The sequence below is a fragment of the Marinobacter subterrani genome, assembly GCF_001045555.1.
In the GTDB taxonomy this organism is placed as follows: Bacteria; Pseudomonadota; Gammaproteobacteria; order Pseudomonadales; family Oleiphilaceae; genus Marinobacter; species Marinobacter subterrani.
Genome location: NZ_LFBU01000001.1, coordinates 1,760,288 through 1,773,660 on the forward strand (window position 1 = coordinate 1,760,288; position 13,373 = coordinate 1,773,660).

Annotated in this window: 12 protein-coding genes; 5 read left to right on the forward strand and 7 right to left on the reverse strand. The window is 57.9% G+C overall.

Features of this window, described 5'->3' with window-relative positions; genetic code table 11:
• Nucleotides 1-140: 140 nt before the first annotated feature.
• Genes msub_RS08305 through msub_RS08315 form a run of 3 tightly spaced genes read left to right on the forward strand, consistent with a single transcriptional unit; the run spans nucleotide 141 to nucleotide 2,610 of the window.
• On the forward strand, nucleotides 141-947 hold the full coding sequence (locus msub_RS08305) for a PhzF family phenazine biosynthesis protein (RefSeq protein WP_048495570.1): 807 nt from the start codon (nucleotides 141-143) through the stop codon (nucleotides 945-947).
• 43 nt (nucleotides 948-990) lie between these two features.
• Entirely contained in the window at nucleotides 991-2,184 is a 1,194-nt protein-coding gene (locus tag msub_RS08310) for a BaiN/RdsA family NAD(P)/FAD-dependent oxidoreductase (protein ID WP_048495571.1), read from the forward strand.
• Between the two features lie 18 nt (nucleotides 2,185-2,202).
• Nucleotides 2,203-2,610, forward strand: a complete 408-nt coding sequence (locus msub_RS08315; RefSeq protein WP_048495572.1) for a GFA family protein — start codon at nucleotides 2,203-2,205, stop codon at nucleotides 2,608-2,610.
• A 36-nt stretch (nucleotides 2,611-2,646) separates the two neighbouring features.
• On the opposite strand, the gene msub_RS08320 is transcribed toward msub_RS08315, so the two are convergent.
• The 5 genes from msub_RS08320 to dctP all read right to left on the reverse strand — a co-directional run bounded on the left by msub_RS08320 (nucleotide 2,647) and on the right by dctP (nucleotide 8,504).
• On the reverse strand, nucleotides 2,647-4,176 hold the full coding sequence (locus tag msub_RS08320) for a malonate--CoA ligase (RefSeq protein WP_048495573.1): 1,530 nt from the start codon (nucleotides 4,174-4,176) through the stop codon (nucleotides 2,647-2,649).
• A complete protein-coding gene (locus msub_RS08325; protein WP_048495574.1) occupies nucleotides 4,173-5,534 on the reverse strand; it encodes a malonyl-CoA decarboxylase in 1,362 nt (453 codons plus the stop codon). Before msub_RS08325 ends, msub_RS08320 begins: the two co-directional genes overlap by 4 nt.
• A 22-nt stretch (nucleotides 5,535-5,556) precedes the next feature.
• On the reverse strand, nucleotides 5,557-6,894 hold the full coding sequence (locus msub_RS08330; protein WP_048495575.1) for a TRAP transporter large permease: 1,338 nt from the start codon (nucleotides 6,892-6,894) through the stop codon (nucleotides 5,557-5,559).
• A gap of 2 nt (nucleotides 6,895-6,896) precedes the next feature.
• Nucleotides 6,897-7,418, reverse strand: a complete 522-nt coding sequence (locus msub_RS08335; RefSeq protein ID WP_048495576.1) for a TRAP transporter small permease subunit — start codon at nucleotides 7,416-7,418, stop codon at nucleotides 6,897-6,899.
• A gap of 87 nt (nucleotides 7,419-7,505) precedes the next feature.
• Nucleotides 7,506-8,504, reverse strand: coding sequence for a TRAP transporter substrate-binding protein DctP (gene dctP / locus msub_RS08340; protein ID WP_048495577.1), 999 nt, complete (start codon nucleotides 8,502-8,504; stop codon nucleotides 7,506-7,508).
• A 140-nt stretch (nucleotides 8,505-8,644) separates the two neighbouring features.
• Here dctP and msub_RS08345 point away from each other — a divergent pair, with 140 nt between their 5' ends.
• On the forward strand, nucleotides 8,645-9,319 hold the full coding sequence (locus msub_RS08345; RefSeq protein ID WP_048495578.1) for a GntR family transcriptional regulator: 675 nt from the start codon (nucleotides 8,645-8,647) through the stop codon (nucleotides 9,317-9,319).
• A 29-nt stretch (nucleotides 9,320-9,348) separates the two neighbouring features.
• On the opposite strand, the gene msub_RS08350 is transcribed toward msub_RS08345, so the two are convergent.
• On the reverse strand, nucleotides 9,349-10,275 hold the full coding sequence (locus tag msub_RS08350) for a universal stress protein (RefSeq protein WP_048495579.1): 927 nt from the start codon (nucleotides 10,273-10,275) through the stop codon (nucleotides 9,349-9,351).
• A 1-nt stretch (nucleotide 10,276) separates the two neighbouring features.
• Nucleotides 10,277-11,764: a SulP family inorganic anion transporter gene (locus tag msub_RS08355; RefSeq protein WP_048495580.1), complete on the reverse strand. Its 1,488-nt coding sequence runs from the start codon at nucleotides 11,762-11,764 to the stop codon at nucleotides 10,277-10,279.
• A 328-nt stretch (nucleotides 11,765-12,092) separates the two neighbouring features.
• On the opposite strand from msub_RS08355, the gene msub_RS08360 reads away from it, so the two are divergent.
• Entirely contained in the window at nucleotides 12,093-13,373 is a 1,281-nt protein-coding gene (locus msub_RS08360; protein WP_048495581.1) for an MgtC/SapB family protein, read from the forward strand.

Below are 13,373 nucleotides of genomic sequence, written 5' to 3' on the forward strand. Positions count from 1 at the left end.
GATACCTTCAATTTTAACCTGTACCGGTTCAAAAAGAGATTGTCTGGGTCTGTTATGACAGTCCGCTCACTCTCTACAATAATCGCAGCATCAGAGACAGCTTTCCGAGCCAACTAAACAACAGATCAGGAGAAAAGACCATGATTCAGCCCCTCTATCAGGTTGATGCTTTTACCAGCAGGATTTTCGGTGGCAACCCGGCCGCGGTTATGCCGCTGGAAAGCTGGCTTCCAGACGAAACCATGCTAGCGCTTGCCATCGAGAACAACCTCTCCGAAACCGCCTTTTTCGTGCGGCTGCCGGAAGGGGACGAAGCCGATTTTCACATTCGCTGGTTCACTCCGGGCATCGAAGTACCCTTGTGCGGCCACGCCACCCTGGCCAGCGCCTGGGTCATCTTCAACAAACTTGGCTGGAACAAGGAGCAGATCCGCTTTCGCTCCAAAAGCGGCCCACTCTCCGTCCGGCAGGCAGATGATGGCTGGCTGGTGTTGGATTTTCCGAATTATGCTTGCCAGGAGCAGCCAACGCCGGCACTGATTCGGGAAGCCCTGGAAGGTGCGCCTGATACCGCGTTCTTTGTTCCAAACGACACCAATTACATGGTGGTTCTCGAAGACGAAGCTGCTGTGCGGGCTGCCCAGCCGGATATACGAAAACTGAAACAACTGGGCAATCTGGGACTGATTGTGACCGCACCGGGTACGGCGTGCGATTTCGTCAGTCGTTACTTTGCTCCGGGTGGAGGCATTGATGAGGACCCCGTGACAGGCTCCATTCACAGCGTACTGGTGCCCTACTGGTCAGAAAAACTGGGCAAGACGCGGCTGGACGCCCGGCAGATTTCGGCCCGGGGCGGTGTCCTGCGCTGCGAACTGAAAAGCGATCGGGTCGACATCGCCGGTCAGGCGGCCTTCTACATGGAAGGCTCCGTCTACCTGCCCTGAGACTGGTATACTGCCCGCCGTTTTCCTTCGATTGGCGGGCAGTATGGCGGCAGGTTCAGCATCACAGTACGACGTAATCATCCTCGGTGCCGGCGCCGCAGGGTTGATGTGCGCGGCGACCGCCGGCTATCGCGGGCGCCGGGTGCTGGTGCTGGACCACGCCAACAAGCCGGGCAAGAAAATCCTCATGTCCGGCGGGGGGCGCTGCAACTTCACCAACCTGAACAGCACGCCCGCCAACTTCCTGTCGGACAACCCGCACTACTGCATTTCTGCACTCAAGCGCTACACCCCCCAGGACTTTCTGGAACTGGTGGAACGCCACGGCATTGAGCATGAGGAGAAGGCGCCCGGCCAGTTGTTCTGCAAGGACAGCGCCAGGGACATCCTCAACATGCTGCTGACCGAATGCGAGTGGGCAGGGGCGGAAGTGAGAATGAAAACAACGGTCGAACGCATTACTGAAACCGACACCGGCTATCGCCTGCGCGTCGGCTCCGGCGATCTCACCTGTGAATCCCTGGTGATCGCCACCGGTGGCCTTTCCATCCCCACCATGGGCGCCACCGCCTTTGGCTACCGGGTAGCCGAGCAGTTCGGCCTGGAAATACTGCCCACCCGCGCAGGCCTGGTACCCTTTACCTTGCAGCCGGAGCTGAAAGAACAGCTCGCACCATTATCCGGTGTCAGTTGCCCTGTCGATGTGCAATGCCACGACCAGCAATTCCGGGAACCCATGCTGGTCACCCATCGCGGGCTCAGCGGCCCGGCCATGCTCCAGATCTCCAGTTTCTGGGAACCGGGCGACAGCCTGGCCATCAATCTGCTGCCGGCCTGCCGCATCAAGGATGACCTGCTGAACCTGCGGAAAACCCGCCCGCAATCGACCATTGCAAACTACCTGACCCAGCACCTGCCAAAGCGGTTTGCCCTGGCCTTCAACGAATTGCAGGGCTGGACCGGTCCCTTGCAGGGCTACAAGAATAGCGATATTGAACAGGTTGCCGATGTTCTGGGCCGATGGTCGATCAAGCCGGCTGGCACCGAAGGGTACCGCACAGCGGAGGTCACGCTCGGTGGCGTCGACACCCGCCAGCTCTCCTCCAAAACCATGGCAGTGCTGGAACGTCCAAACCTGTATTTTATCGGTGAGGTGGTGGATGTAACCGGGCACCTGGGTGGCCACAACTTCCAATGGGCCTGGGCGTCTGGTGTAGCGGCAGGCCACAATGCCTGATCAAACCTGGAGATAACCATGAAAAACACAGGACACTGCCTTTGCGGCCGGATCACATTCGAGATTGAGGGCAAGCTGGCACCGATCGAATTGTGCCACTGCAGCCAGTGCCGCAGAGCCCAGGGCACCGCCTTTGCGGCCAATATTCCGGTGACGGCGAGCAGGTTCCACCTGCTCACCGGAGAGGAGAGCCTGTCTCGTTTCGAGTCTTCACCGGGCAAGGAGCGGGTCTTCTGCCAAAGCTGTGGCTCCCCGATTTTCAGCAGAAGAAATAGCTTTCCCGATGTGCTTCGTGTGCGTGCGGGGCTCCTTGACGGACCGCTGGATGCGCCATTGGCAGGCCACGCGTTCACCGATTCCAAAGCGGACTGGTGGCAGATCACCGATGACCTGCCCCAGTTTCCCGGTAAGCGAAATGAACCCTGACGCGGGGAAACCCTTGTGGGCGCCAGCGAAGGCCAGTCAAACGTCCTGATAGATGTCCCTGTACTGATCCCGGAGCTGCTTCTTCTGGACCTTACCCATGGTGTTGCGGGGCAAGGCTTCCACAAAGAAGACCCGCTTGGGCTGTTTGAATTTGGCCAGATGACCCGCCAACGCCTTGATGACACCGGCCTCTTCCAGCTTCTCCCCCGGCAGGAGCACCACAATGGCTGTCACACCCTCGCCAAAGTCCGGGTGCGGTACACCAATGACCGCCGACTCCATCACTTCCGGCATGGCATCGATCACCTGTTCCACTTCTTTCGGATAAACGTTGAAGCCACCGGAGATCACCAGGTCCTTGTCGCGGCCTACGATCTGGACATAGCCACGCTCGTCGACCAAAGCCAGATCACCGGTCACGAAGAACCCGTCATCGAGCAATTCTGCCTTGGTCTTCTCCGGCATGCGCCAGTAACCCTTGAAAACGTTCGGGCCGCGCACTTCCAGCATGCCGATTTCACCCTGGGGTAAGGGCTGATGGTCGCCGGTTTCCGAATTGGTAATGCGGACTTCCACGCCGGGAAGGGGCATGCCCACGGTTCCGGCGATACGGTCGCCTTCGTACGGGTTCGAGGTGTTCATGTTGGTTTCCGTCATGCCATAACGTTCCAGAATGGCATGGCCCGTACGCTGCTCGAACTGCTGGTGGGTTTCCGCAGTCAGCGGCGCCGAACCCGAGGTGAATAACCGCATGTTGGCGGTCAGTTCCGGGGTCAGGCGGTCATCCTGGAGCAGCCTTGTGTAGAAGGTTGGCACCCCCATCAGCGATGTGCCCTCCGGCATGGCGGCAATTATCGTATCCACGTCGAATTTCGACATGAAGTACATGCTGCCGCCGGCCAAAAGAATTACGTTGCAGGCGACGAACAGGCCGTGGGTATGGAAGATCGGCAGGGCGTGAATCAGCCGGTCGTTTTCTGTGAAGCGCCAGGCCTCGACCAGGCTCATACCATTCGAACGCAGGTTCCTGTGGGTCAGCATGGCCCCCTTGGAACGACCGGTGGTGCCCGACGTGTAGAGAATGGCTGCCAGGTCATCATCGCTACGCGCTTCAATACCCTTGAACGGCTCGGCATTGGCAGCAACATCCATCAGTGAGCCGTCGGCATTGGTGCCGAGCGTTTCAACACAGGGGCACCCTGTTTCGGCGGCAACGGCCTTTGCAGCCTCCAGGGCCGCCGGCTGGCACACAAACAGCGCAGGCTCGGCATCGCCCAGGAAATAGCCAATTTCATCGGCGGTATAGCCAGTGTTCAGGGGCAGGTATACACCGCCCACGCGCAGAGTCGCGAGGTACAGGAGAATGGCCTCCGGGCTTTTGTCGACCTGAACCGCCACCCGGTCGCCGGGTTTGACTCCAAGCTGCTTCAGGGCACCGGCAATCCGCTCGGTGATACCCAGCGCGTCTGCGTAAGAATAGATTTTGCCCTCAGGGGTGGTGATGAAGTTCGCCGTTCCGCGGTCCTCCATCCTGGTGGCGAAGGTATCAAACAGGTTCTGGTTCATTTCTCAAGTTCTCCCTGGAACAGTTTCCGGCCAAGCTTGCTCAGTTCACGCACACTGGAGGAGCAGACAATCTCACCCCTGGTCGAGTATTTTTCGTTATTGCGCTCGATATTTTCCAGTACATACAGGTAGTTAACCATTAGCCCTGCAGACTGTTTCATGCCACTCTCCGAGACATCGCCAAGCCAGTTAATCCGGTGCAGCTCGGCGCCGTTACCAAGGTGAAACCGGGCTACCGGGTTGAGCGGCAGATTTGATCCGTTCTTTTCCTTCAACAGGTAGCGGGCAGCCAGTGGCCGTACCACCTCGTTCAGGCGTTCTGCCAGTTCCGGTTGGCTGGTCCATTCCGGGTTATCCAGATGGCTCAGTACCTCCTGGGCTTCAGGCGTCAGCAGGCCCGAATCCGGATGATAGGTTTTCTCCAGCCAGCTGCGGAACATAGGCAGTGGCGACAGGGTCACGAAGTTCTTCAGGTTCGGCAGTTCCTGCTTCAGCTCCTGCACAACCTGCTTGATCAGGAAGTTGCCGAAGGAAATTCCCCGCAATCCGGTCTGGCAATTGCTGATCCCGAAGAACGCCGCCGAGTCCGCCAGTTGGGGGGCTTCGATGTCGTAACGGTCGTGGGCCAGAATGGGCTGAATCTTGTCGGGAATGCCCTTGGTCAGCGCCACTTCCACAAAAATCAGCGGTTCATCACCGATGGCAGGGTGAAAAAAACCAAAGCAGCGCCGATCACGGTTATCCAGCCGGCGTCGCAGGTCCTCCCAGCCCTGAATCTTGTGCACGGCCTCGTACCGGATGATTTTCTCCAGAATCGAGGCAGGCGTGGTCCAGTCAATGCGCCGGAGTACCAGAAAGCCCCGGTTGAACCAGGATCCGAAGAGGTGGATGAAGTCCGCGTTTATCGGCTCAAAATCCTTGTGACCCTGCATCAGTTTCAGGAAATCCTGGCGCATCTTCACCAGCTCATAGGTCGCCCCCTGGGCAAGGTTGAGCCGCCGAAGAAGCTCCTGCCGGAGCGGTTCACTGACCGCAAACAGCTTTGCCAGGTGCTTGTTGCAACGGTCCGCTTTGTACAACCGGTAGGCTTCGTCGATCTTGTCCGGATCGGCTGCAAAGTTTTTCGCCAGCGACCCGAAAAACGCCCGCTTGTTGTCGTCATCAAGCGACTCGTAGATGTCCAGCGCGCGGCTGGCCATAACGATACTGGCCGCCTCACCGTCACTGTTGAGCAACTCCTGACAGGCAGTCTCCAGATCCTTGTGGTCGTAGGCCGTCTTCCTGGTGCCGAATTTTCGCTGCAACGCCTCACGCTGAGTGATGCTGCTGAACAGCTCTTGCAAGAAACTCATATTCATAGTGATGTCTCAGGTTCTGGTGTCAGGTGCCAACGCCCATGATGAGATTCGGCAGCCACAGGGCAATCTGGGGGAAGAAGCAGAGCAGGACGATGCCCAGAATCATGCAGAGTGCATAGGGCAGGCTTCCCATAAGAATGTCCCTGAGCGCGATATCAGGAGCAATACCCTTGATGATGAACAAATTCAGACCCACCGGCGGCGTAATCAGGCCGATCTCCAGGTTGATGGTCAGAATGACCGCAAACCAGTAGGGATCGAAATTCGCTGCGACAATGATCGGTAACAGGATCGGCGCCGCCATTACAATGACCGCCACCGGCGGCAGGAAGAAACCGGCTACCAGCAGGAAGAGGTTGATCACACCCATCAGTACCCAGCGGTTCACTTCAAGGTCGGCAATGGCCTGGGCGACGGTCTGGGTGATGAACAGGGACGACAGCGCAAAAGCGAAGATCTCGGCAGTCGCAATGATCAGCATAATCATCACGCTCTCGCGAAGGGCATCGCGCATGATGTTGCCCAACGGCTTGACCTGCCACATACGATACACGATGACCGCAAGACCCAGGCACAGGAAGGCTCCGACGCCGGCCGCCTCGGAAGGGGTAGCCACCCCGCCATAGAGCGCAAACAGAATCCCCATGACCACCAACAGGAACGGAATCACCCGCACCAGGGCCTTGAGGTTGCCTTCGACATTTTCCTTGATCTGGGCGGCCGCCTCAGCCACCGGGTTCGGGGTGTTATAGCCACCGGCGAGCTTGCAGGCAATCAGGGTCCAGACCATGAACAGCCCCGCCAGCATGAGCCCCGGGACAGCTCCGGCGATAAACAGGCGGCCGATTGAGGTCTCGGTCGAGATGCCGTAGACAATCATGGTCACCGAAGGTGGGATAAGAATGCCGAGGGTACCACCGGCCGCGATACAACCAGCCGCCACGCCGTCGGGATACCCGCGCTTGCGCATCTCGGGAATACCCAGCTTGCCGATGGCAGCACTCGTTGCCGGCGATGATCCGGAGAGCGCTGCGAAAATCGAGCAGGCGGCAATGTTGGAAATCGCCAGGCCGCCCGGCAGCTTGCCCATCCAGAGGTCCAGCGAACGATACAGGTCACGGCCCGTCGGCGAGGACGCCACCGCCGCACCCATCAGGATGAACATGGGTATGGCCACAAAGCCGAAAGAGGCCACACTGGCGAAAAAGGTTTCACCAAAATAGATCAGTTCTCTGACACCACGATCAAGAACCAGAGCACCCAGCGAAACAGCCCCGAGCGCAAACGCGATCGGCGTTCCGATAGCCATCAACACCAGCAAAACCACAACAACGAGAATACCGCTAGTTACCGGATCCATGATTAGAGCTCCAACCGCAGAATTTCAGCGACGTATTGCAGCGACAACAGCGACGCTCCGACTGCCACCGGCAAAATTGCCGGCCAAAGCGGCGGATTCCAGACGGTGCCCGTGGTCCAGTCGGCGGCATAGGCCTCATAGAAGTAATACCAGCACCCGTATGCCAGAGCCAGACAGAAGGCCAGGCCCACCAGGGACGCCGATATACGCATCAGTCGTTTGGGCAATCCCTTCAATGCATCGGGCAAGACCGTTACCGCAACATGCCCACCTGTTTTAAGCACATAGGGGGTTCCCAGCAGCATGGAGGCGCTGATGGCAAAGGTGGTGAATTCGGTTTGCCAGACAGTGCTCTCACCCATCACGTAGCGCATGAACACCATGTGGACAACAGAAAGAACACCGAGGGCAAGGAGGGCGCCCGCCAGAATAGCGGAGGCAACCGATATGGCGTCCATGCAGCGGATATACCCACCGGGTATACCGCGCTCCGAAGCTCGACGATAACTGGAAGATTGGGACATAAACGAAAACCGGCGAAAGTTGTTACAACCCCGCCCGGCGAAGGCCGGGACAGGGCGTGATGCACTACAGAATCCGTAACCGAGGTGTTATTCCACCGCCAGCGCGGCATCAATCAGGGCTTGCCCGTTGGGGACATTTTCCGCGAAGGTTTTGTAGGAGCTCTTCTTGGCGATATCGAGCCATGCCTGATAGTTTTCCGGAGACATGTTGACCACTTTCACGCCATTCTCGGAGAACACATCAATCATCTTCTGGTCGAGCCCTGCAGCTTCTTTTGCGAAGTACTCTTCCGCCTTCTGGCCAGCCGCGGCCAACGCCGCCTGCTGCTCCTCATTCAGGTTGTCCCAGCTACGCTCGGAGATCAGCACAGGCTCATACATGAACCAGAGTGCGTTCTCGCCCGGCGCCGTCAGGCAGGTGACCTGCTCGTAGATGCGGTAGGATACGAAAGAACCTGAGGAGGTGTTGGCACCATCGAGCACGCCTGTCTGCATCGCGGTGTAGATTTCGGATGACGGCATGGAGGCAATCGATGCGCCAGCGGTTGCCAGCATTTCGTCAAACGCCGGACCGGCGGCGCGCAGGGTTTGTCCCTCAACGGTGTCTGGTGAGGTAATGCACTGTTTATTGGAGGCGAAGCCGCCTGCAAGCCATGCATCCGCCAGCACCCTGGCACCCGCGTCGTTAATGACTTTCTTGATCATATCCATGAACTTGGAATCGTTCAGACGCTGGGCACGCTCATGGTTGCGCACCAGACCCGGCATCAAGGTTGCCGAGAACTCCGGGTGACGACCACTGGCATAGTCCAGCGGCAGAGAAATCATGTCGACCCGGCCACGCACCAGGGCACCCCACTGTTCTTTGGCTTTGAACAGCGACTGGCCCGGATAGACCTGAAGCTCCAGACCCACGTCAGCTTTGGCGACTTCCCGGGCCATCAGCTGGACCATTTCATCCCGGACATCCCCTTTACCACCCGGGAACTGGTGTGAAACGCGCAAAACGGTATCCGCCGCAGCAATACCGGAAAAAAACACGGAAAGGGAGGCCGCTATGGCCAACTTAGCGAAAGGCATTTTCATCGTTTTGTCTCCGTAATTGTTTTTGTAGTATCAATCAGACTGATCTGATGTATACATCATTAGACTTGATGTATATTCTTGTCAACACCTATTGACTAAAGTATGACCAAAACGGTTTTACCACGGGCAGGGAAAAAACAATGAAACGCTCGAATACCCAGAAGCTGAAAGACGCTCTTGAAGAAGACATTATCAACGGCCGCCTGTTGCCAGGTGAAAAGCTGGACCACGATGCCCTCGCCAGACAATATGGCGTGTCCAGGACGCCCATTCGCGAAGCCGTACAGCAGTTAGTAGTGAGCGGCCTGGTGAACGTACAACCGAAAAGAGGCACGTTCGTCGCCAAAATGAGCCTGGATCAGTTGATCGAGATGTTTGAAGTCATGGCGGAACTGGAGGGTATGTGCGGCCGGTTGGCAGCAAGAAGGATTCAGGCCGCTGAGCTGGAAGCCCTTCGTGCAGCCCTGCTTCGCTGCGAAGATCCCGAAGTCATGGCTGAGCCTGACGACTATTACTACGAAAATGAAGAATTCCACAACTGCATCTACACCGCCAGCCACAACCAGTTTCTTGCAACCGAGGCACGCCAGCTCAAACAACGCCTGAAGCCCTACCGCCGTCTGCAACTGCAGGCTCGCAATCGGGTTTCCAACTCAAGTGAAGAGCACCGGAAGATCTTTCGGGCCATAGAAACCGGCCAGGAGCGGGAAGCCGAGCAGTACCTGAAAGAGCATGTGCTGATCCAGGGCACCCGGTTCAGCGACTTCGTCTCCCAGGTCAAGGCCTTTGGCAATTCCTCCCAGCTCGCTTCCTGAGAGGGCCAGAGAAGAATTGCCAGAACGGGTTAGCGCAGAATAACCAGCGGCTTTTTGGCGGTTTTCAGCATGGTGGTGGTGGTACTGCCCACCAGAAACTGCCGGATGCGGGAATGGCCATAGGCGCCCATAACCAGAATGTCGATGCCGTGCTCTTGCTGGTAGGCGTGCAACGCGGGCTCCACATCGCCGGCCCGGATTGCCAGAGTGATCTCGGATTCCAGCCCTGCCAGCATTTTCTCGGCCTTCCTTAGCTGCTCCCAGCGGTCGTTGGTATCCGGTCCAATCATCACCAGATGCAACGGCATGCCTTTCAGAACCGGGCTGCCGGCCAGCAATTCCACGCCCTTGAACGCTGTGGCACTGCCATCAAACGCCAGCATGGCGCTGCGGGGCGCGGTATATTCGTCCGGTACCAGCAGGATTGGGCGGTGCATACTTCGAATCACCGTCTCCAACTGGCTGCCGATGTGGATATCACGCTCGGAGCTGCTCTCGCCATGCAGGCCCATGACCAGGAGGCGGGTCTGATTTTCCAGCGCCAGCAGGGACTCGGTCAGGTCGCCGTGGCGCTGACGCTGGACCACGTCTGTGATACTGGCTCCGCTGACCCGTTTCTGTGCCTCATCCAGCATGTGATGGCCGTGCTCCAGGGCCAGCTTGGCGCGTTTGCGGTCCAGTTCTGCCAGATCTTCGAGCAGCTGTTCACGACTGCCCAGGCCGATGTTTCCGGCGAGATCCGGTTCTGCCGGGTAACGTTCTTCATCAAGCACATGCAGCAGCAGCATGGGCGTTTCCATGTGCTTGCTGGCCCAGGCGGCGTAATCGCAGACCGCAGGGGCGGCCTGGGAGCCATCAATACAGGCAACTACTCGTAACATCTCAACCTCGCCCTCATGATCCTTGTGATTGTTATTCTGGCTGCCATCGTTGTTGGATTCTCTGGTCTGTGTCATGTCAGTGCCCCATCAGCTGGTCAACGGCGTCCGGCTTATCGTGCACGCCAAACCGGTCAACAATCGTGGCACTGGCTTCGTTCAGCCCGATAACCTCAACTTCTGCGCCTTCACGGCGGAATTTGATCACGGCTTTGTCCAGGGCACCCACTGCCGTGATATCCCAGAAGTGCGCCCGGCTCAGGTCAATCACCACATTATCGACTGCTTCCTTGAAATCAAAGGATTCCGTGAATTTTTCCGAGGAGCTGAAGAACACCTGGCCCACAACGCGATAGGTGCGGGTGTCGGTGGCCTCATCCAGCTCGGAGGCCACCAGCATGTAGTGGCCCACTTTGTTAGCGAAGAAGAGGGCTGCCAGCAGCACGCCGGCCAGCACACCGAAGGCCAGGTTATGGGTGGCAACCACAACCACAACCGTTACCAGCATTACGATATTGGTGGAAAGAGGATGCTTGCGCAGGTTGCGGATGGAATCCCACGAGAAGGTGCCAATCGACACCATGATCATCACCGCCACCAGGGCGGCCATGGGAATCTGAACCAGCCACTGGTCCAGAACCATTACCATCACCAGCAGGAATGCACCGGCAGTCAGCGTTGAAAGTCGTGTCCGCCCACCTGACTTGATGTTGATAATGGACTGCCCAATCATGGCGCAGCCGGCCATACCACCGAGCAGGCCAGAGCCGATGTTGGCAATGCCCTGCCCCTTACACTCACGATTGCGGTCACTGGTGGTATCCGTCAGGTCGTCCACGATGGTTGCGGTCATCATGGATTCCAGCAAACCAACAACGGCCAGCCCCACGGAATAAGGCAGGATAATCATCAGGGTTTCCAGGTTCAGGGGCACATCGGGCCACAGGAAAATCGGCAGCGTATCCGGCAACTCGCCCATATCACCTACGGTGCGGATGTCCAGATTCAGGTACATGGCAACGCCGGTCAGAACAACGATGCACACCAGGGGTGACGGTAAAATCTTGCCAATCCTGGGCAGCAGCGGGAACAGATAGATGATGCCCAGGCCGGCTGCGGTCATCGCGTAAACATGCCAGGTGACATTGGTCAGCTCTGGCAACTGCGCCATAAAAATCAGGATCGCCAGTGCGTTTACAAACCCGGTAACCACCGACCGGGAAACAAACCGCATCAAGCCGCCAAGCTGCAGGTAACCGGCCGCAATCTGGATAACACCAGTCAGCAACGTTGCAGCTAAGAGGTATTCAAGGCCATGCTCCTTGACCAGCGTCACCATCAACAGGGCCATGGCGCCCGTCGCCGCAGAGATCATACCCGGGCGCCCGCCCACGAAGGCAATAATCACCGCAATACAGAAAGAGGCGTAAAGACCCACTTTGGGATCGACCCCGGCAATGATCGAGAAGGCAATGGCCTCCGGGATCAGTGCCAGCGCCACGACAATACCGGCGAGTACATCGCCACGAATGTTGGAAAGCCAGTTGGCTTTTAAGGAATTCACCATAATCTCGGGTTTCCAGATTGCTGAGAAAAAAAATGAGACAAAAGCGAGATGGCACCCAACCTATCTCACGTTGGCTACAGGCATATTGCTCAGGGTATTAACCGGAGGAAGAGGAGTCTGAACGCTAGGGCGGAAGGATCGTCACGGTTCTGGTTTGCTGCACGGTTGATGATAATCAGGTAACTGCGAATTTCAGGGTCGCGAAGCTTACCAGACCGCCACCCGGAAAGTAAGGCGGTTAGGGGTATACTCTTAGAGGCCTAACGACCGACTCCCTCTGCTGCTATCATCAGAACATTCATTGTTTAAGAGGAGCTTGCACCACCCCATGGATGACGTTGCTTCCCAGTTTCTGGCCGGAAACCAGACCACCCTCAACCTGGCCGTTGCCCTTTTGTTGGGTGCCATCATCGGCCTGGAGCGGGGCTGGGATGCCCGGGAACAGAAATCCGGCGAGCGGATTGCCGGCATCCGCACCTTTGCCCTGGTGGGCCTGCTGGGCGGTATGTCGGCATTACTGGCCCGGGAAATTACCGAGTGGGCGTTTCCCGTCTTGCTGATCAGCGTGGTGGCCATGGCGGTTGTGGCCTACAGTGAGCGGCTGGCGCATATTCGCAATTTCAGCATCACCGGCATGGTGGGCATGGTGCTCACCTTCTGCTTCGGCGCAGTGGCGGTTGCCGTCGACCCTGTGATCGCCTCCGCCGCCGCGGTTGTCACCGCCATCATTCTGGACAAAAAGGAAGAGATACACGGCTGGGTCAACAAGCTGAAAGATTATGAGCTGGACGCGGGGCTCAAGCTGTTGCTGATTTCCGTGGTGATGCTGCCCCTACTGCCCAATGAGAAAATGGGCCCGGGCGGTGTGCTCAATCCCCGGGAAATCTGGTGGATGGTGGTGATGATCGCCTCCATCTCCTTTGTCGGTTACTTCGCGATCCGGCTGGCCGGCACGCGCAAGGGCATCCTGTTTACCAGCCTGTTTGCCGGGCTGAGCTCCTCCACCGCCCTCACCCTGCACTTTGCCCGCCAGGCCTCGAAAAATCCGCATCTGAACGCCCAGTTTGCCACCGGCATCCTGATTGCCTGCGGCACCATGTTTCCCCGAATTCTGGTTTACTGTTTTGTGATCAACCGGGACCTGTTGCCCAGTCTGATCTGGCCAGTCGTGGTGATGAGCGCCCTGCTGTATGTGCCGGCCTTTTTCATCTGGCGCAGGAACAATCGCGAGCTCCAGGTCAGCCAGCCAACCCTGAACCAGAACCCTCTGGATCTCAGTTCGGCCCTGGTGTTCGGGCTGTTGCTTACCGCCATTCTGCTGTTAGGCGAGTTTCTGGGAAACTGGCTGGGCAACGCCGGCATCTACGCCCTGGCCGCCACGTCCGGGATTGCCGACGTAGACGCCATTACCCTGTCGCTCACCCGCATGTCCAACAACAGTCTGGCCATGAACACGGCGGTGATCGGTATCGTAATCGCCGCCGCCACCAATAATCTGGTCAAATCCGGCCTGGCCGGTTTCATTGGCAACCGCCAGACCGGGCTGTTGGTGGGCGTGCCGATGGGACTGTCCCTGGTGGCAGGCCTGCTGGCCGCCTGGTTGCAGTAA